Raw genomic sequence first — 19,406 nt, 5'->3', positions numbered from 1 at the left:
CGCTAGCGCGAAGGGAATTCAGAACTTTACAGGTACAAGGACGTACTGATGTTTGGAAATGTGTCAAAGTTGCGCGCAAGATCGTGTGGGGATCAGTATGAGGCTTTCGCACGACGCTATCTTGAACGCGAAGGGTTAACCTTTGTGGCGGCCAATGTGGCATGCCGCTCCGGAGAGATAGACCTGATCATGCGCGACCAGCAAACCTGGGTGTTTGTTGAAGTTCGCTACCGGCGCAATGCGAAATTTGGCGGCGCGGCGGAAAGCGTAACGCGTCAAAAACAGCAGCGATTACTGCGCGCTGCATCTTTCTGGCTTGCCGCACGTCACGCAAGCTTTGACACATCATCTTGCCGTTTTGATGTTTTTGCCATCACCGGCAGCCAGATAGAATGGCTGCGTGATGCCTTCAATGCGGAATAAATATTATGACGACTGACTGGACGAAAACCCGTGCTGGATAGAATCAAAGTCTGCTTTACCGAAAGTATCCAAACCCAGATTGCAGCGGCAGAAGCCTTGCCTGACGCGATTTCCCGCGCCGCGATGACGCTGGTGCAATCGCTGCTCAACGGCAATAAAATTCTGTGCTGCGGTAACGGCACTTCTGCGGCCAATGCTCAGCATTTTTCCGCCAGTCTGATTAATCGTTTTGAAACTGAACGTCCGAGCCTTCCTGCAATCTCACTCTGTGCAGATAACATTGTGCTGACCGCCATCGCGAATGACCGGCTGCATGACGAAATCTATGCCAAACAGGTGCGGGCGCTGGGACAAGCGGGCGACGTTCTGTTGGCTATATCTACCCGCGGCAACAGCCGTGATATTGTGAAAGCCGTTGAAGCAGCGGTAACCCGTGATATGACGATTGTGGCACTGACGGGTTATGACGGCGGCGAGCTGGCGGGTTTACTGGGGCCTCACGACGTTGAGATCCGCATCCCGTCCCATCGCAGCGCCCGTATTCAGGAAATGCATATGCTCACAGTGAATTGCCTCTGTGACCTGATTGATAGCACGCTGTTCCCTCACCAGGACGATTAAGGAGTTCCAATGAAGGCAAGTTCCCTCTTTGCAGTAGTGTTTAGCGCCCTTCTTTTACAAGGTTGTGTTGCCGCCGCCGTTGTTGGCGTAGCTGGCGTGGCCACCAAAACCACCACTGACCCGCGTACCGTCGGTACTCAGGTAGACGACAGCACGCTGGAAGCCCGTGTTTCCAATGCCATGAGTAAAGATAAACAGCTGAAAGACGAAGCCCGTATCGTGGCGACCGCCTATCAGGGCAAAGTCCTGCTGACCGGCCAGACACCGACGCCGGACATGGCCGCACGCGCCAAGCAGATTGCAGTTGGCGTGGAAGGTGCAACCGAAGTGTATAACGAGATCCGCACCGGCAAGCCAGTCAGCATGGGTACGGCGTCCACCGATACCTGGATCACCACCAAAGTCCGCTCGCAACTGCTGACCAGTGACTCAGTGAAATCGTCCAACGTGAAAGTGACCACCGAAAACGGCGAAGTCTTCCTGCTGGGGCTGGTGACACCAGAAGAAGGTAAATCTGCGGCGGGTATCGCAGCAGGCGTGAGCGGCGTGAAACACGTCACCACGGCGTTTACTTACGTGAAGTAATTCCGACGGTTGTCAGACGTTAGTGACGAAAAAGGACAGCGCTCAGGCTGTCCTTTTTTATGGTTCAACTCAGCCAGACCTAGTTCAGTTTATGTTCCACCAGGAAAGATTCGCCGCCGAGCTGGCTCATCTGGCGCAGGATCCACTGCTGTCTGCGCATAACATACGCCGACGGCGCGTTGACCTTAAACAGATGTGGATTAGGCAGCACTGCCGCCAGCAATGCCGCCTGCGATGCGGTCAGCTTGCTGGCGGGTTTATGGAAGAAGTGCTGAGAGGCCTGCTCGACGCCGAAGACGCCATCGCCAAACTCCACGATGTTCAGGTAAACCGTCAGGATGCGTCGCTTGGTCCAGACCGTTTCAATGCCAACGGTCAACCCGGCTTCCAGCCCTTTACGGATCCAGCTGCGCCCGTCCCACAAGAAGAGATTTTTTGCGGTTTGCTGCGACAGGGTCGATGCGCCACGCATTTTACCGCCCTCTTTATCACGATCGAGCACCGACTGAATGGCATCCACATCAAATCCCCAATGCTCCGGGAATTTTTGGTCTTCTGCCGCCATGACGGCCAGTGCCATCGGCGAGGCAATTTCGTCCATAGACACCCAGTCGGAATGCGCGACGTAGCTAAAGTCGCCGGTCAGCCATGCCGAGACCTGCCTCTCCACCATGACAGCTGAAAATGGCACCGGCAAAAACGCGAAAATAACGATACCTGCTATCCATAAGCAGGGTATCAATATCAGTATACGTTTGAGCCATAACAGTGGCTTACGTAACAGACCTCTTTTAGAAGATTTATTCATTCAGCACTTTCCACAACACATCTGACCATCTAATCAATCTCCGTAAGAAGCTGCCGGTTCAGGCTAGCGAAATAACGACTCGAATTGCTAACAATCTGTTTATGTTGTTAAGATTTTTACCCATAAACTGAACAAATAAAAATTTTTTTGATCCATATCATCAATGAGTTCCGCATCATGGGAACCGGTTCCCATGCCTTTTATCTCATTTTTTTTTCGTGTGATCTCTGGTTGTAAGCGGTAAAAAATCGAAAAAAAATTGATTAACAAATCTAATGAATTGAATTACGTAAACTGAACGAATTCTCATCAATTCCTCTCTGAAATTTCTTGCCACTAAGTCAAACCTGCAACGCAAATAAAGCGAAATTCAGCGGGAAATTTACGCTTATGTCTGGCATTTTCCTTTCCAACCTAAGTGAAATTTTTTCATTATCTTTAGGCAACTCAAAACTGCCGTTTATTTTGATCAAAATATGATCACACGATACCTATAAATCATGAATTACAGTGGGTTGCCACGCTGTTATACAACTTCACGGTGATTAACGACACTGAAATTCTGTTGGAAAAACCAGCAAATCAGTGCCCTTATTTTCATGAACATAAGCAAAACTGCGTTCCTGCGTGGAGACATCAGCAACCTTCATTTGTAATCTCTCAAAAATCCTGCGATAAAGACTTGATGTTTTGTATAGACAAAGACTAATCTACATCACAGTTTTTAATGAATGTTGTAACAGTTCAGCTTATATTTGTTATGTTGATTGCTACAGGATGTATTAGACTTAACGCTTAATTCCAAGACCTGCGAAATCCAAACCCTAACAACTATCGTGGGTTACCTCTTTCCCTGGTGTTGGCGCAGTATTCGCGCACCCCGGCCTCGGCTGGGGTTATTTTTTTTCAGCGTTTGCCGTCCATTCGCGCAATACCTGTATATCATTTCGCCACTCGGCCTTCAGTTCATCAATCCATTCCTGCACGTTATCCCACCATGCCGGTAACGTCGGCGTCTGAATCTGCTGCGCCAGTTGTTGCAAATGCTTAAGACCTACCGAACCCGCCGCGCCTTTAATTTTGTGCCCTTCTTCCGCAATTCCTTTCTGGTCACGCGCTGTCATATTGGAATCCAACACCGCGAGATAACCCGGCATCATTTTTTCGAACATGTCTGCGCTCTGATAAATCAACTGCGGGCCAACCAGATCGATGTACTGCTCCAGCATGGCGGTATCGAGTAAAGCTTCGCTGTCTTTCATCACTACGGGCTCCTTCTGCACAAGGGAAACATCGGGCTGATGATCCCAGAACTGCTGGATCATCGCGGTCAGCGCAGAAACGGACAGCGGCTTGCTCAGCACATCGTCCATACCTGCGTCGAGATACTCTTTTTTGTCTTTCAGTACGTTGGCCGTGAGCGCGATCAGCGGCGGCAAATGCTGACCGGCGTAATCGTTGCGCAGTTTACGGGCGATATCCAGCCCGGTCATATCCGGCAGCTGGATATCCAGAAGCACCAGATCGAATTCCTGTGGATCGAACATCTCCAGCGCATCATGGCCGTTCATCGCCACTTCCACGCTGTTACCGAGTTTCTCCAGCACCGAGCGCGCCACAATGACGTTCAGCTCAATATCTTCCACCAGCAGCACGTGCAGCGCCGGCAGCGGCATATCCTCTTCTTCATCAGTCTGTGCCACCGGTGCATCCAGCGTCGGAGCGCGTACGGTTAACGTGAAGCTTGATCCCTGCCCCGGTACGCTGCTGACGGTGATATCGCCACCCATCGCCTGCGCCAGACGCTTCGACACGGCAAGACCGATACCGGTGCCGGTCGCCGGTTTGCCCCCGTTGCGATCTTTCACCTGATAATACATGGCGAAGATTTTGTCCTGCTCGTCCTGCGGGATCCCCATCCCCGAATCACGCACAACGAAACGCAGCATATTGTTAGCTTCGTAATGCACACTCAGCACAATTTCCCCTTGGCGGGTGAATTTCACGGCGTTACCGATCAGGTTCCATAGAATCTGGCGTAAGCGCGTGCCGTCGGTAGTGATGCTGCGCGGCAAGGGTAAATCGGGATCCATAATGAACTTCAGCCCTTTCGGCTGCACCAGCAGGCCGGAGAGGTTTTCCAGATCGGACAGGAACTCAGTGAAATCCACCGGTTGGTTATCGAGCTGCACTTTGCGGCGCTCGATTTTGTCCATCTCGATAATGTCGTTGAAAATGTTGCCAAGGGTGATGGCGCTGACGTGAATGGTTTTCAGGTAGCTGTGCTGTTCTTTGTCGAGTTCGGTATCGAGCAGAATGCGGCTCAGCCCGACAATGCCGTTAAGTGGCGTACGCAACTCGTGACTGATGGTGGAAATAAACGTGGTCTTTTCGCGGCTGGCATTCTCCAGCGCGTCCTGGTAGCGCTTACGCTCGGTAATATCACGTCCGAAGCCCATCAGGCCATGGCGCTTACCGATACGATCGTAAAACGGTACTTTACGCAGTTCGAAGCAGGCTTTACGACCATCCGGATACACCAGCCATTGTTCGTAGGTCAGAGAAACGTTGTGACGGAATACTTTTTCATCGGTCTCCACCACTTTCTCGGCGATGTCCGGGGTATACACATCATCAGGCGTCAGGCCGATAAGCTGCTTCTCGCTTTTACCGGTCAGCAATTCCATCGCACGGTTACAGCCGGAGAATTCTTTATCTTCGTTGCGGTAATACACCAGATCCGGGGACGCATCGAGGAAGGAGCGTAATAACGCCGATTGCTGGCTCAGTTCGATCTGCGCCTGCTCGCGGTGATGCATTTCAAGTTTTAGCTTATCGACCACTGCCAGACGCGCTTCTTCTGCTTTCACGCGGTCGGCGATTTCCTGATTAAGTTGGGTGATATTGTCTTTCAGTTGCTGATTCAGTTCGAGATCGCGATGACGCATCTCTTCCAGCTTATCAACCAGGCGCGTTAACCGCTGGCGCGACTCTTCAAGCTGCTCGACCACCACCGAGAGGAAATACACGGCCCAGGGCGTGATCAGCAAACCAAAGAAAATGGACCGAACCACATCGATACTTTCCACCTGGCCACGCAGAAGCATGGTCACCGCCATCTGGACAATCATCGCCAGTACCACCAGCGCAGAGGCCAACAGCAGTGAGAATCTCACCAGCCCCAGTTTGACCATCAGATCGACATAATACTGCGCTAAAACCCGGATTTGCTTCATAACGGTTCCCTTAAAACGAAGTCGCGTGAATCATACCGCAAAACCTCACCGGGGTGAGTCTGAGGGCGGATATTGCGCAGAAAGTTTGTGAGCTGCACCTTGCAGGGGCTTGCTGTGGTGCAATGCGGGAAATAAGTGCAGAGTTATTGACTAATCTTCGCCGCGATATTATTAATATCGGCCGGCCATATTCTGCCCGTAGCCCGGCCAAATGCACTCCGGCTAACGTTTTTCTTCATTATCCCCGTAAACCTTTCTCTGAAGGCGCTGCCCGCGCAGGCATAACTATTCATTATTACTGCAAATAAAGTCATTCATGGCAGTATGAATAATTCTTATTACTGCTCCCGTATTAGTACATTATTACGACCCGGTTAAAAACAGTGACAAACCGCATCAGCACAGTCTTTTGCAGTATAAAATACTGGTAATTACGCCCGTGCCAGCATGGTGCGGAGATCTGAAGCTTTCTCCATAGTGAGTCAGCTCACACTTTACAGGCATGACCCCACCGAAAATACGCCAATAAAAACGACACAATTCATATATATTTCAATTAATTAAATCTCTTTATATCACTTTTAATATAACTTAATTCGCCATTTGACCTGTCAGTGCTTTCTCGCTAAGTTGGGAGTCCGCTGGAAGCAATCTCGACGGGTGAGCAACTCGTCATATTTATGCAGTAATTGAAGACTCCCTCATTAAAACAAGTCAACCACCACTTGTGAGCACCATCACGAGAGGCCTTTGACGGAGATGCCCGGGCATTCAACGCACCGCAAGAGTGCGCGAAAATGCGAGCAATCTCTGTCTATAGCGCCCTCGCGGTTGGTGTGAGAGTCTCGCAGAGCCTGGGGGGTTCACGATATGTTGTACGATAAATCCCAAGAGAGGGACAACTGTGGTTTCGGCCTGATCGCCCATATTGAAGGCGAACCTAGCCATAAGGTCGTGCGTACGGCAATCCACGCACTGGCGCGTATGCAACACCGTGGCGCGATCCTTGCTGACGGCAAGACCGGCGACGGCTGTGGCCTGCATTTACAGAAGCCGGACCGTTTCTTCCGGATGATCGCCGAAGAGCGCAGCTGGCGTCTGGCGAAGAACTATGCCGTCGGTATGCTATTCCTCAGCAAAGACGAAACAGAAGCGGCTGAAAGCCGCCGCATTGTTGAAGAAGAGCTGCAAAACGAGACGTTGTCCGTAGTGGGCTGGCGTGACGTTCCGACCAATCCGGATGTCCTCGGTGAAATCGCGCTTTCCTCCCTGCCCCGTATCGAACAAATTTTTGTCAACGCGCCTGCCGGCTGGCGTCCGCGTGACATGGAGCGCCGCCTGTATATGGCGCGCCGCCGCATTGAGAAACGCGTTCAGGATAAAGACTTCTACGTATGCAGTTTCTCCAACGTGGTCACGATTTACAAAGGCCTGTGTATGCCTGCGGATCTGCCACGCTTCTATTTAGACCTGGCCGACCTGCGTCTGGAATCAGCTATCTGCCTGTTCCACCAGCGTTTTTCAACCAACACGGTACCGCGCTGGCAGCTGGCTCAGCCTTTCCGCTATCTGGCGCACAACGGCGAAATCAACACCATCACCGGCAACCGCCAGTGGGCGCGCGCCCGTGCGTACAAATTCAAAACGCCGCTGATCCCCGATCTGCAAGATGCTGCACCTTTCGTCAATGAAACCGGTTCGGACTCCAGCTCGCTCGATAACATGCTGGAACTGTTCCTGGCGGGCGGTATGGACCTGCTGCGCGCCATGCGTTTGCTGGTGCCGCCAGCCTGGCAGCAAAACCCGGATATGGATAACGATCTGCGCGCGTTCTTCGACTTTAACTCCATGCACATGGAACCGTGGGACGGCCCGGCCGGTATCGTGATGTCAGATGGCCGCTACGCCGCCTGTAACCTCGACCGTAACGGCCTGCGCCCTGCGCGCTACGTCATCACCAAAGACAAGCTGATTACCTGTGCGTCTGAAGTGGGTATCTGGGATTACCAGCCGGACGAAGTGGTCGAAAAAGGCCGCGTCGGGCCGGGCGAACTGATGGTGATCGATACCCGCAGCGGGAAAATCCACCACTCGGCTGAAACCGACAACGATCTGAAAGGTCGCCATCCGTATAAAGAGTGGATGGAGAAAAACGTTCAGCGTCTGGTGCCGTTCGAAGACCTGCCGGAAGATCAGGTCGGTAGCCGCGAACTGGACGACACTACGCTGGAAACCTTCCAGAAACAGTTCGGCTACAGCAGTGAAGAATTAGATCAAATCATCCGCGTACTCGGTGAGAACGGTCAGGAAGCCGTCGGTTCGATGGGCGATGATACGCCGTTTGCCGTGCTCTCCAGCCGTCCGCGCATTATTTATGACTACTTCCGCCAGCAGTTTGCGCAGGTGACCAACCCGCCAATCGATCCGCTGCGTGAAGCACACGTCATGTCTCTGGCGACCAGCATTGGCCGCGAAATGAACGTGTTCTGCGAAGCTGAAGGTCAGGCACACCGTCTGAGCTTCAAATCGCCAATCCTGCTGTGGTCTGACTTTAAACAGCTCACCCAGCTTGACAGTAAACACTATCGCGCTGAGACACTGGATCTGACCTACGATCCGACCGAGCAAAATATGGAGCAGTTCGTCCAGAAACTCTGTGACGAAGGCGAAGAGAAAGTGCGTAACGGCGCGGTGCTGCTGGTGCTGTCCGACCGCAACATCTCCGCTAACCGCCTGCCGCTGCCTGCACCAATGGCCGTCGGTGCGCTGCAGCTGCGCCTGGTTGAGAAAAGCCTGCGCTGCGACGCCAACATTATTGTTGAAACCGCCAGCGCCCGTGACCCGCATCATTTCGCGGTGCTGATCGGCTTCGGTGCCACCGCCGTTTATCCATACCTCGCCTATGAAACGCTGGCCAAGCTGGTGGATTCGCAGGTTATCGAGAAGAAATACCGTGAAGTGATGCTGAACTACCGTAACGGCATCAACAAAGGTCTGTACAAGATCATGTCCAAAATGGGCATATCCACCGTTGCCTCTTACCGTTGTTCCAAACTGTTTGAAGCCGTCGGTCTGGCGAAAGATCTTTGCAACACCTGCTTCAACGGCGTGGTCAGCCGTATCGGCGGCGCCGGTTACACTGACTTTGAACAGGATCTGCTGAACCTGTCCAAGCGCGCGTGGCTGAAACGTAAAACGCTGGATCAGGGCGGATTGCTGAAATTCGTGCACGGCGGTGAATATCATTCTTACAATCCGGATGTGGTCACCACCCTGCAAACGGCAGTCAACAGCGGTGATTACGATGACTATAAAAAATACGCCAAACTGGTTAACGAGCGTCCGGTCGCCACACTGCGCGACTTGCTGAAAGTAACGCCGAAAGACCAGCCGATCCCGGTCGATCAGGTAGAGCCGGCGGAAGGTCTGTTTACCCGTTTCGATACCGCAGCGATGTCTATCGGTGCGTTAAGCCCGGAAGCGCATGAGTCTCTGGCCGAAGCGATGAACAGCATCGGCGGACGTTCGAACTCCGGCGAAGGCGGCGAAGATCCGGCGCGCTACGGCACCAATAAAGTGTCCCGTATCAAACAGGTGGCTTCTGGCCGCTTCGGCGTGACGCCGGCGTACCTGGTGAATGCTGACGTTATTCAGATCAAAGTAGCGCAGGGTGCAAAACCGGGCGAAGGCGGCCAGCTGCCGGGTGACAAAGTGACGCCGTACATTGCGAAACTGCGTTATTCCGTGCCGGGCGTGACCCTGATTTCTCCACCGCCGCACCACGACATCTATTCCATCGAAGATCTGGCACAGCTGATCTTCGATCTGAAACAGGTCAACCCGAAAGCGATGATTTCGGTGAAGCTGGTTTCTGAACCAGGCGTCGGTACCATCGCGGTCGGTGTGGCAAAAGCCTATGCCGATTTAATCACCATCGCAGGTTACGACGGCGGCACCGGCGCAAGCCCGCTGTCTTCGGTGAAATACGCGGGCTGTCCGTGGGAGCTGGGTCTGGTGGAAACACAGCAGGCTCTGGTGGCCAACGGCCTGCGTCACAAAATTCGTCTGCAAGTGGATGGCGGTCTGAAAACCGGCTTAGACATCATCAAAGCGGCCATTCTGGGCGCAGAGAGCTTCGGTTTTGGTACCGGCCCGATGGTCGCGCTGGGATGTAAATACCTGCGTATCTGTCACCTGAACAACTGCGCCACCGGCGTGGCAACACAGGATGACAAACTGCGCCGCAACCATTACCACGGCCTGCCAGAGCGCGTAGTGAACTACTTCAAGTTCATCACGCAGGAAACCCGTGAAATCATGGCCGAGTTGGGCGTCAGTCAGCTGGTAGATTTGATCGGTCGTACCGACTTGCTTACCGAGCTGGACGGCTTCACCGCGAAGCAAAACAGCCTTGATCTTTCTGCGATGCTGGCGACCGCCACGCCGCACGAAGGCAAAGCGGTGTACTGCACCGAAGGTAACCCGGCCTTCGACAAAGGTCAGCTGAACAAAGATATTCTGGAGCAGGCATCGCCGCATATCGATTCTAAGCAGAGCAAAGCGTTCTACTTTGATATCCGTAACACCGACCGTTCTGTCGGCGCAATGTTGTCCGGCGCGATTGCTGAGAAACATGGCGATCAGGGCATGGCGGCAGATCCGGTGCGTATTAACTTCAACGGCACCGCAGGCCAGAGCTTCGGCGTCTGGAACGCAGGCGGTGTGGACTTAATGCTGACCGGCGACGCGAACGACTACGTGGGTAAAGGCATGGCCGGTGGCCGTATCGCCATCCGCCCGCCAATCGGTTCAGCATTCCGCAGCCACGAAGCCAGCATCATCGGTAACACCTGCCTGTATGGCGCAACCGGCGGCAAAATGTTTGCGGCGGGTCGCGCAGGCGAACGTTTCGCCGTGCGTAACTCCGGCGCGATTACCGTGGTTGAAGGCATCGGCGACAACGGCTGTGAATATATGACTGGCGGCATCGTCTGCGTGCTGGGTCGTACCGGCGTCAACTTCGGCGCAGGCATGACCGGCGGCTTCGCTTACGTGCTGGATGAAGATGGTGAATTCCGTAAGCGCGTCAATCCTGAACTGGTAGAAGTGCTGGAAGTGGCCGACCTGGCCATCCACGAAGAGCATCTGCGCGGTTTGATTATTGAACACGTACAGTTGACCGCATCAGCCCGCGGTGAAGAGATTTTGGCAAACTGGCCAGAATGGGCACCGAAATTTGCCCTGGTTAAACCGAAGTCCAGTGATGTCAAAGCATTGTTGGGTCACCGTAGCCGTTCCGCAGCTGAGCTGCGGGTACAAGCGCAGTAAGAGGTTAAGATGAGTCAAAACGTTTATCAATTTGTCGACTTACAGCGTGTTGATCCGCCTAAGAAAGCGCTGAAGATCCGTAAAATTGAGTTTGTGGAAATTTACGAGCCGTTCTCAGCAACTCAGGCTGCATCGCAGGCAGACCGCTGTCTTTCCTGTGGTAACCCTTATTGCGAATGGAAATGTCCGGTACACAATTACATTCCAAACTGGCTGAAGCTGGCAAACGAAGGTCGCATCATGGAAGCCGCCGACCTCGCGCACCAGACCAACAGCCTGCCGGAAGTTTGTGGGCGCGTCTGCCCGCAGGATCGTCTGTGCGAAGGTTCCTGCACCCTGAACGATGAATTCGGCGCGGTGACCATCGGTAATATCGAACGCTACATCAGCGACAAAGCCATCGAAATGGGCTGGCGCCCGGATATGTCTCACGTGCATCCAACAGGAAAACGTGTGGCGATCATCGGCGCAGGACCGGCTGGCCTGGCATGTGCCGACGTACTGACCCGTAACGGCGTCAAAGCAGTGGTATATGACCGTCATCCGGAAATCGGCGGCCTGCTGACGTTCGGTATTCCGGCCTTCAAGCTGGAAAAATCGGTCATGACCAAGCGTCGTGAAATCTTCACTGAGATGGGTATCGAGTTCCAACTCAATACGGAAGTTGGTAAAGACATCACCATTGATGCACTGCTGGCGGAATACGATTCTGTCTTCCTCGGCGTGGGGACTTATCAGTCCATGCGCGGCGGTCTGGCGAACGAAGATGCACCCGGCGTGTACGATGCACTACCGTTCCTCATAGCCAACACCAAACAGCTGATGGGTTACGACGACAGTCAGGAAGAGCCTTACGTCACCATGGACAAGAAACGCGTGGTGGTGCTGGGCGGTGGTGATACTGCGATGGACTGCGTGCGTACTTCAATCCGTCAGGGTGCGACTCACGTGACCTGTGCGTACCGTCGTGATGAAGAGAACATGCCGGGCTCGCGTCGCGAAGTGAAGAACGCGCGTGAAGAAGGCGTGGAATTCAAGTTCAACCTGCAACCTCTGAGTATTGAGCTGAATGATTCTGGCCGTGTCTGCGGCGTGCGCATGGCGCGTACCGAACTGGGTGCACCAGATGCACATGGCCGTCGCCGTGCTGAGATTGTTGCCGGTTCCGAGCATGTGATGGAAGCAGACGCCGTGGTCATGGCCTTCGGTTTCCGTCCTCACAAAATGGAATGGCTGGCTGCACACGACGTCGAACTGGATACTCAGGGACGCATCCTGGCACCGGAAGGCAGCGATAACGCTTTCCAGACCAGCAATCCGAAAATCTTCGCCGGTGGCGATGCGGTTCGCGGTTCTGATCTGGTGGTCACGGCGATTGCTGAAGGGCGTAAAGCGGCTGAAGGGATTATGAATTTCCTCGAGGTCTGATCCAACAGGTCATCAACAAAAAAGGGGCTGCCAGCGATGACAGTCCTTTTTTTTTAAGCGGAATCAACCTAAAACGTCATTTCCCGCGCCAGTAAAGCGGCTCCCCGCAAACCGGCGTCATGCTGATGTTGCGCTCTCAATAGTGGTACGCGACACACCTCAGGTTCTTCATCAAGACAGGTTTTCACCTGCCCTAAATAGCCGTCGGCCAGACCAATACTGCCGCCAATGATGACACACTGGCAATCCGTCACTATTTTGATATCTGCAATCAAACGTGCCAGCACCTGGGCCGAACGTAAGATCAGTGCTTGTGCGTGCAAATTTCCCGCAGCCGCGTGGGCAAAAATCTGTTTTGCGGTACTACCGGCTAATTCGCCCCGTGCAGCGCTGGCAATTCCACGCCCTGAGGCCATCACCTCCACGCACCCCGTCCGGCCGCAACCACAGCGTGGCCCCTGAGGATCGGCCAGCGTATGGCCAAAATGTCCCGCCAGCCCTTGGGTGCCTGTCAGCAACTTTCCATTACTGATAATTCCGCCGCCTACGCCAGTCGAGACAGTGAGAAACACCATATCCCGGATATCCGTTGCCAGTGAATGATACTCGGCCCAGGTGGCGGCCTGAGCATCATTTATCGCTATGCAGGGAAGTTGGGTCAGACGGGAAATCGCCTCCACCAGCGGAAAATGGCTGAGACCACCCAGATTATCTGGATTCAGCGCTGTCAGAACCCCCTGCTTAATAATGCCCGTAGAAGCTATCGCCACTCGCTGAGCCTGTGAAACCAGCGGGGCGATCAGTTCAGACAGTGCAGTATGCAAAGCATCCGCCGTCCGGCTGGCGGGTGTGGGGATTTCCCGACGCCGGGTGAGATGCAAGCCGCTGTCTGCCAGCGCAGCCGCAAGTTTAGTGCCACCGATATCAATCACCAGCGTCGTCATTTGGAAAACCTCACGATTTCAATTTCTGATTAACCCGGTTTTTGTATTTACCGGCTTTACTTTCACTGCTCCGCTGAAAGGTTTGCCATCAATCGCATCATGCGTACGTAATGCTTCCGGATGGATCCAGCGCTGAATGCGTGAGGGCATATCCAGCCCGATAAGCAAGATCACCACAAATGTCAGCCCGAAGGACAGTGACGCCAGCGCAGTTCCGAGATCCAAACGCTGTGCAATTGTCACCCCAATCACCGGTGCCAGAGCGCCACCCAGCGCGCCGACGTTATAGGTAAAGCCCAGCCCTGCTGCACGCTGTTCAGTATCAAAATACCCCCCGATCAGCTTAGGCAGAATGCCCGAGATGCCCTGCCCCAGCATTTGTTGCAGGAACAACAGTAATCCCAACACCCATATATTTCCGCCGCCAATGGCAAATACCGGAATGATCAATAACTGAGAGGCCAGCAGGCTGTACACATAGGCTTTACGCGTTCCCAGCCAGTCGCCGAGGAAACCGCCCACGCAGCAACCTACCGCTGCACCAAAGCCACTGAAGAACAGCACATGGGCGACCAGCGTTGGCGAATAGGCCAGTTCGGTTTTTAAGTATGTCGGTAATAGCGCCTGAATTGGCCATGAGTACAGAAAGGCAAAGAAGACGACGACCATCAGCGATACACCCGTCGGCCAGCGTTTGCCGCTGCCCTGTACCATAAAGCTGACGAAAATTGTCGCACACATGAGACCCAGTATCGTAATCACTACCGCACTACCCACGTTGCCAGCGAAACAGAAATACAACGCGATGGCCGCGACGACCGTCATACCTACATTGGTGACCCTATGTTTGCCGCGATAGAGAATATCCACCATGGTTTTGGCCGGTTTCTTATTCGCGAACTTCACCTTCCAGTCTTCTGCTTCCGGTATGTTCTTACGCAGCCAGAGGGCGAAAATAATCGGTAAGATGCCGATGAAAAACAACGCGCGCCACCCCCAGACCGGCACCACCACGCTGTAAACCTGAGCGGCAATCACCGCGCCTACTGAGAACCCGGATATCAGAAACCCGCTCGCTTTGTTGCGTAAATGTCTCGGCCAGCTTTCAATGACGTATGTGGCACTTGAACCGTATTCGCCCGCCATGCCTATACCGATAATCAGACGGGCGAAAAACATCACTGTGAAACTAGGGGCGAAGCCGCAGGCCAATGTCCCGATAGAAAACAGCACAATACTGGTGATCATCGCCAGCTTCCTGCCGTAACGATCACCCATTGCGCCGAGCAGTAATCCACCAAACCAGCGGGAGATAAATGCCGCAGAAATCAGACTCGCCGCCTGTACACCCGTCAGGTCGAACTCGCTTTTAATTTCTGTCAGCACTAATGCGATCAGGACAAAATCAAAACCATCCAAAAGGTAGCCAATCCATGCGGCCGAAAATGCTTTCCATTGCGGTTTAGTCAAAAGGCGAAACCATGAGGTCTGTCGGGCATTGTTACGCATAAATCACCCCCGGGACGGATTAGTACTAACCCGTCCTTTGGTTAGGACTGATAGAGTATTGTTGATTCCGGACAAACCGGTATCAGGGAGCAGGAATCAGAACTCAGTACGTTCTGCCTGAAGCTGCGCGGCCAACGCCTTAAGCGCTGGCAGATACTGTGCATCCACCGGTGCAAAAGGTTTGCGACACAGCGGCTCGGCAACGATATCCATATAGTGCAAAATCGTTTTCAGTCCGCGGAAAACACCGACTTTAATCAGCAGATCGATGACCTTATTGCACTCACTTTGCAGATGCATTGCGCGTCGCACATCCCCGTCCTGCACTGCTTGTTTGATAGCCATATATCGCCAGCCCATCACGTTGTAGGTGCTGCCAATTCCGCCATCAGCCCCCGCCAGCAGGCCGGAAGCAAAAATTTCGTCATAACCGTTATAGAGGACCAGATCCGGATGCGCACGGCGGATTTTCTCCATTTCGTACAGATCACCGGAGGTTTGTTTGAGCGCACCAACGCCGGGCAGTGTGATTAACGTATCAATCTGTTCCAAAGTCAGTTTCACGCCGCTGAGTGCGGGAATGTTGTAGACCACCATAGGCAAGCCTTCGGCAGAATCCGTCACGGCACGGTAGTGATCACAATGTTCATTAAAGCTGAAAGGATAGTAAAAAGGCGTGACTGCGGAGACAGCATCAAAGCCGTAACGGCAGGCGGCAGCTGCCAGCGTCTGACTTTCACGGGTGCTGATTGCACCGACATGCGCGATTAATATCACCTTCCCTTTTGCTTCTTCCGCCACGATTTCCAGCACCTGTTCACGCTCCTGCGGGCTTTGAAGAAAAGCTTCGCCAGTGGAGCCGCCGACATACAGGCCATCGATCCCCTGTTCGATATTAAAACGCACCAGACGGCGCAGGCTGTCGGTATCTACTTGCTGTTGCTGGTTAAAAGGAGTGAGCAATGCCGGCATCACGCCCCGCAGATTCTGTTTCATAAACGCCTCTTGGTTGTTGGTTTACAGGCATATCGATATACCTTTATACCTGTTATACCAGACCAAAAAACAAACACAATACAACTGAAGGCTCAGGATGTGATCTCTGCCATATGAAATAGTTATGGTTGATCAGCGATGATCAAAAAAAATGCGGGGAAGATCTCAGTTCAGACCGGTTGTTTTTTAAAACCATGCTTACGCGGTGCCGCGTAATAGGCCGCAAATACGCTTTTAAGATGCGCTTTCAGCGCGGCATCCGCGGTATCAGGATCACGCGAACGAATGGCGTCGAAGATTTCGATGTGCTGCTGATAGCTGACATTATTATGCGCATGCAATTCTTCCTGCGGTACGGCAGGACGCGCCGCAATCAGCCAGTCCAGCAAGGCAACATGCACGACCATGAAGATCGGATTGGCCGGGATTTCAGCCAGTTCGCGATGAAACTCGATATCCGAGCGAATGAAAAGCTCGTTATCATCAAGCGACTGACTATTTATTTCCAGCGCCTGCCCCAGACGCTGAATCTGCTCATCGGTGGCAAACTCGGCGGCATAACGTACCAGGCTCGATTCGAAAAACATCCTCAGTTGTTCGAAATGAGCGATACCTTCAGGACGCGCCAGAAAGTCTGTCGCCACGCCGGACAATTCACTGATAATGGTTTCTGCCGAAGGACGTGAAACGCGGGCGCGTTCACCGTTACTAATCTGCACCAGCCCTTTGCGTTTAAGCGCAGCCAGTGCTTCACGCACGGATGGACGGCCAACATTGAAAAAGGTCATCAGCTCACGTTCTGACGGCAGTTGTTCACCTTCGGCGAATTCGCGCCTGCGGATCATCTGCTCCAGTTCTTCTTCTACCATCTCTGAAAGCTTCTTGCGCGCGAGTGGACGGCGGCGCATTGCATGCCCGAAGGTATCACTGGTTTCTGCCGGTTGTTCGTCGAATGTGCTCATAGCGTCGGGATCAGACCATTAGTAATGGGACGTTTGCGAATGACTTTTTGAATGATAACACAGCAAATCTGCACTGGCGAAAGGAGAGCCCGCTGGGGTTTGGACAATAAAAAACCCCGCGTATTCACGCAGGGTTTCAGTCTGGCCGAAGTGCAAACCAGAATCAATCTGACGAACGATTACTTCACGACGCGTAATGCCGGGCGACCACCGCGTGGTGGCGTTGGCGGCTCGTCATCCGGGCCTTCTTCAGACACATCAGGCAAATCACCGTCAATGACTGACATGGTCGGCTCTGAGGTCTCATCGTTGCTCAGGTTACCTGCAAAGGCACCTTCAGCTTCATAAGCAGGTTCAGGCTCGAACATGGTACCGGCACCGTTTTCACGGGCGTAGATTGCCAGTACTGCAGCGATCGGTACGAATACGTTACGCGGCACACCGCCAAAACGGGCGTTGAAACGTACATCGTCATTACCCAGTTCAAGATTACCGACGGCGCGAGGTGCCACGTTCAGAACGATCTGTCCGTCACGTGCAAACTCCATCGGAACCATAACGCCGGGCATCGTCACATCAACCACCAGGTGCGGGGTGAGCTGGTTATCGAGCAACCACTCATAAAAAGCCCGCAACAGGTAAGGCCGGCGCGGAGACATGTCGTTCATCTCCATACCTTAACCCCGTGTGTGCAAACGCATTTCGCGCTCGGGTTCGGTCAGGGAGGCCAGGAATGCATCACGTTCGAAGACACGCGTCATATAGCCTTTCAGCTCTTTAGAACCCGTGCCGGACAACTCAATGCCCATTTCTGGCAAACGCCATAACAGCGGAGCCAGATAGCAATCGACCAGGCTGAACTCTTCGCTCTTGAAGTAAGGCATATAAGAGAAGATTGGTGCGATGGCCAGCAGTTCTTCGCGCAGTTGCTTACGCGCTGCGTCGGCTTCGGCGGCGGTGCCGTTCTCAATCTGACGCATCAGAGAGTACCAGTCGTTTTCGATGCGGTGCATCATCAGACGGCTCTCGCCACGCGCTACCGGATAGACCGGCATCAGTGGTGGATGCGGGAAACGCTCATCAAGATATTCCATGATGATGCGGGACTCGAACAGCGTCAGCTCACGATCGACCAGCGTAGGGACGGTGCGATAAGGGTTGAGGTCAATAAGATCCTGCGGCAGGTGATCCATCTCAACCTGCTCAATCTCGACACTGACACCTTTTTCGGCCAGTACGATACGTACCTGATGGCTAAAAATGTCGGTCGGGCCGGAAAACAGCGTCATTACCGAACGTTTGTTGGCAGCGACAGCCATGAAAACCTCCAAGTTATCTAGAATTATACAGCGAATAGCCAACTGTCAGGCTGCTATCCTGAACAGTCATTTTATCGCCAGCCTGCAGTTTTTGTTCCGTAGTTTCATAGACAACCGTTGGCAAGGCGAACCCAGCCAGGAAGCGCGGCAACGTCAACTGCTCGGCGAATAGGCACAAAAGTGTGTGATAGTTTACCAGATTTTACGCGTGCTGTGGGGACGGCGAGATGAATTCGTGGTGAATTGTGTATCTGAAAATCATTTAAGCCTGTTTTTTGCAAGCCTTAGCGGAATGACAGGCATAAAAAAACCCGGTGTGGCACCGGGTTTTTGACGTTGATTTTCGTGCCGTAGCACTGTGCTGCATAAGCAGCAGAAAATTAACGCTTGGAGAACTGAGGACGACGACGTGCTTTACGCAGACCGACTTTCTTACGTTCAACCTGACGAGCATCGCGAGTAACGAAGCCTGCTTTACGCAGTTCGCCACGCAGATTTTCGTCATATTCCATCAGTGCACGGGTGATACCGTGACGGATAGCGCCAGCCTGACCAGAGATACCACCACCTTTAACAGTGATGTACAGGTCAAATTTAGTAACCATGTCGACCAGTTCCAGAGGTTGACGAACTACCATGCGGGCAGTTTCACGACCAAAGTACTGTTCCAGGCTACGCTGGTTGATTACGATGTTACCACTACCCGGTTTGATGAAAACACGAGCGGCGGAGCTTTTGCGGCGACCAGTGCCGTAGTATTGATTTTCAGCCATTGCCTATAATCCCGAATTAAATGTCAAGAACTTGCGGTTGTTGCGCCGCATGAGTGTGCTCGTTACCCGCGTAAACTTTCATTTTACGGTACATTGCACGACCCAACGGGCCCTTTGGCAACATGCCTTTAACCGCGAGCTCGATCACGCGTTCAGGACGGCGAGCGATCATCTCTTCAAAGGTCGCTTGCTTGATACCACCGATGTGGCCGGTGTGATGGTAATAGATCTTGTCGTTACGCTTGTTGCCGGTTACAGCAACTTTTTCTGCGTTCAGAACGATGATGTAATCACCAGTATCAACGTGCGGAGTGTATTCCGCTTTATGTTTGCCACGCAGACGGCGGGCCAGTTCAGTGGCCAGGCGACCTAAGGTCTTGCCGGTAGCGTCAACTACGAACCAGTCACGTTGTACGGTTTCCGGTTTAGCTGTAAAAGTTTTCATTAAAAGCTTACCCAATTAAAGTTACACGT

General features: G+C 53.1%; 15 protein-coding genes. 5 read left to right on the top strand and 10 right to left on the bottom strand.

What is annotated here, in order from left to right:
- Positions 1 to 48: 48 nt before the first annotated feature.
- Genes ACMHLI_RS17695 through dolP form a run of 3 tightly spaced genes read left to right on the top strand, consistent with a single transcriptional unit; the run spans position 49 to position 1,629 of the window.
- Entirely contained in the window at positions 49 to 423 is a 375-nt protein-coding gene (locus tag ACMHLI_RS17695; protein WP_413530580.1) for a YraN family protein, read from the top strand.
- Between the two features lie 30 nt (positions 424 to 453).
- Positions 454 to 1,044 (top strand): DnaA initiator-associating protein DiaA, encoded by a 591-nt coding sequence (gene diaA / locus ACMHLI_RS17690; protein WP_056776362.1) that lies wholly within the window; start codon positions 454 to 456, stop codon positions 1,042 to 1,044.
- Between the two features lie 9 nt (positions 1,045 to 1,053).
- The gene (gene dolP, locus ACMHLI_RS17685) at positions 1,054 to 1,629 is read left to right on the top strand and encodes a division/outer membrane stress-associated lipid-binding lipoprotein (RefSeq protein WP_413530579.1); all 576 of its coding nucleotides are present in this window, start codon (positions 1,054 to 1,056) and stop codon (positions 1,627 to 1,629) included.
- Between the two features lie 79 nt (positions 1,630 to 1,708).
- Here the strand turns inward: dolP and mtgA are convergent, their stop codons facing one another.
- Entirely contained in the window at positions 1,709 to 2,437 is a 729-nt protein-coding gene (mtgA, locus tag ACMHLI_RS17680) for a monofunctional biosynthetic peptidoglycan transglycosylase (protein WP_413530578.1), read from the bottom strand.
- A gap of 896 nt (positions 2,438 to 3,333) precedes the next feature.
- The gene (gene arcB / locus ACMHLI_RS17675; RefSeq protein WP_413530577.1) at positions 3,334 to 5,673 is read right to left on the bottom strand and encodes an aerobic respiration two-component sensor histidine kinase ArcB; all 2,340 of its coding nucleotides are present in this window, start codon (positions 5,671 to 5,673) and stop codon (positions 3,334 to 3,336) included.
- 870 nt (positions 5,674 to 6,543) lie between these two features.
- Between arcB and gltB the strand changes: the two genes are divergently transcribed.
- Positions 6,544 to 11,001 (top strand): glutamate synthase large subunit, encoded by a 4,458-nt coding sequence (gene gltB / locus ACMHLI_RS17670; RefSeq protein WP_413530576.1) that lies wholly within the window; start codon positions 6,544 to 6,546, stop codon positions 10,999 to 11,001.
- 9 nt (positions 11,002 to 11,010) lie between these two features.
- A complete protein-coding gene (locus tag ACMHLI_RS17665; protein WP_112169234.1) occupies positions 11,011 to 12,429 on the top strand; it encodes a glutamate synthase small subunit in 1,419 nt (472 codons plus the stop codon).
- Positions 12,430 to 12,497: 68 nt separating this feature from the next.
- Here the strand turns inward: ACMHLI_RS17665 and nanK are convergent, their stop codons facing one another.
- The 8 genes from nanK to rplM all read right to left on the bottom strand — a co-directional run bounded on the left by nanK (position 12,498) and on the right by rplM (position 19,377).
- A complete protein-coding gene (nanK, locus tag ACMHLI_RS17660) occupies positions 12,498 to 13,373 on the bottom strand; it encodes an N-acetylmannosamine kinase (protein WP_413530575.1) in 876 nt (291 codons plus the stop codon).
- 18 nt (positions 13,374 to 13,391) lie between these two features.
- Positions 13,392 to 14,882 (bottom strand): MFS transporter, encoded by a 1,491-nt coding sequence (locus ACMHLI_RS17655; protein WP_413530574.1) that lies wholly within the window; start codon positions 14,880 to 14,882, stop codon positions 13,392 to 13,394.
- A 96-nt stretch (positions 14,883 to 14,978) separates the two neighbouring features.
- Positions 14,979 to 15,878 carry an N-acetylneuraminate lyase gene (nanA, locus tag ACMHLI_RS17650; protein WP_413530573.1) on the bottom strand — a complete coding sequence of 300 codons (900 nt, stop codon included), beginning with the start codon at positions 15,876 to 15,878 and terminating at the stop codon, positions 14,979 to 14,981.
- Positions 15,879 to 16,048: 170 nt separating this feature from the next.
- Entirely contained in the window at positions 16,049 to 16,840 is a 792-nt protein-coding gene (locus tag ACMHLI_RS17645) for a transcriptional regulator NanR (RefSeq protein WP_413530572.1), read from the bottom strand.
- Positions 16,841 to 17,019: 179 nt separating this feature from the next.
- Entirely contained in the window at positions 17,020 to 17,514 is a 495-nt protein-coding gene (sspB, locus tag ACMHLI_RS17640) for a ClpXP protease specificity-enhancing factor (RefSeq protein WP_413530571.1), read from the bottom strand.
- A gap of 3 nt (positions 17,515 to 17,517) precedes the next feature.
- Positions 17,518 to 18,159 (bottom strand): stringent starvation protein SspA, encoded by a 642-nt coding sequence (gene sspA, locus ACMHLI_RS17635; RefSeq protein ID WP_112169222.1) that lies wholly within the window; start codon positions 18,157 to 18,159, stop codon positions 17,518 to 17,520.
- A gap of 380 nt (positions 18,160 to 18,539) precedes the next feature.
- The gene (gene rpsI, locus ACMHLI_RS17630; protein ID WP_056776311.1) at positions 18,540 to 18,932 is read right to left on the bottom strand and encodes a 30S ribosomal protein S9; all 393 of its coding nucleotides are present in this window, start codon (positions 18,930 to 18,932) and stop codon (positions 18,540 to 18,542) included.
- Between the two features lie 16 nt (positions 18,933 to 18,948).
- Complete coding sequence (gene rplM / locus ACMHLI_RS17625) at positions 18,949 to 19,377, bottom strand: 50S ribosomal protein L13 (protein WP_013577239.1); 429 nt, start codon at positions 19,375 to 19,377, stop codon at positions 18,949 to 18,951.
- Positions 19,378 to 19,406 lie beyond the last annotated feature (29 nt).

It is taken from the genome of Rahnella inusitata (assembly GCF_965118895.1).
Lineage (GTDB): Bacteria > Pseudomonadota > Gammaproteobacteria > Enterobacterales > Enterobacteriaceae > Rahnella > Rahnella inusitata_A.
Note: the sequence above shows the minus strand (reverse complement) of the source record. Positions and strands in the feature narration are given on the sequence as shown.

Bases quoted from the DNA above. Each gene is read 5' to 3' on its own strand.
- dolP (WP_413530579.1), top strand. From the start codon at position 1,054: ATGAAGGCAAGTTCCCTCTTTGCAGTAGTGTTTAGCGCCCTTCTTTTA.
- ACMHLI_RS17645 (WP_413530572.1), bottom strand. From the start codon at position 16,840: ATGAGCACATTCGACGAACAACCGGCAGAAACCAGTGATACCTTCGGG.
- sspA (WP_112169222.1), bottom strand. From the start codon at position 18,159: ATGGCTGTCGCTGCCAACAAACGTTCGGTAATGACGCTGTTTTCCGGC.
- ACMHLI_RS17655 (WP_413530574.1), bottom strand. From the start codon at position 14,882: ATGCGTAACAATGCCCGACAGACCTCATGGTTTCGCCTTTTGACTAAA.
- nanK (WP_413530575.1), bottom strand. From the start codon at position 13,373: ATGACGACGCTGGTGATTGATATCGGTGGCACTAAACTTGCGGCTGCG.
- arcB (WP_413530577.1), bottom strand. From the start codon at position 5,673: ATGAAGCAAATCCGGGTTTTAGCGCAGTATTATGTCGATCTGATGGTC.
- sspB (WP_413530571.1), bottom strand. From the start codon at position 17,514: ATGGAGATGAACGACATGTCTCCGCGCCGGCCTTACCTGTTGCGGGCT.
- rpsI (WP_056776311.1), bottom strand. From the start codon at position 18,932: ATGGCTGAAAATCAATACTACGGCACTGGTCGCCGCAAAAGCTCCGCC.
- ACMHLI_RS17665 (WP_112169234.1), top strand. From the start codon at position 11,011: ATGAGTCAAAACGTTTATCAATTTGTCGACTTACAGCGTGTTGATCCG.
- mtgA (WP_413530578.1), bottom strand. From the start codon at position 2,437: ATGAATAAATCTTCTAAAAGAGGTCTGTTACGTAAGCCACTGTTATGG.
- nanA (WP_413530573.1), bottom strand. From the start codon at position 15,878: ATGAAACAGAATCTGCGGGGCGTGATGCCGGCATTGCTCACTCCTTTT.
- ACMHLI_RS17695 (WP_413530580.1), top strand. From the start codon at position 49: ATGTTTGGAAATGTGTCAAAGTTGCGCGCAAGATCGTGTGGGGATCAG.
- rplM (WP_013577239.1), bottom strand. From the start codon at position 19,377: ATGAAAACTTTTACAGCTAAACCGGAAACCGTACAACGTGACTGGTTC.
- gltB (WP_413530576.1), top strand. From the start codon at position 6,544: ATGTTGTACGATAAATCCCAAGAGAGGGACAACTGTGGTTTCGGCCTG.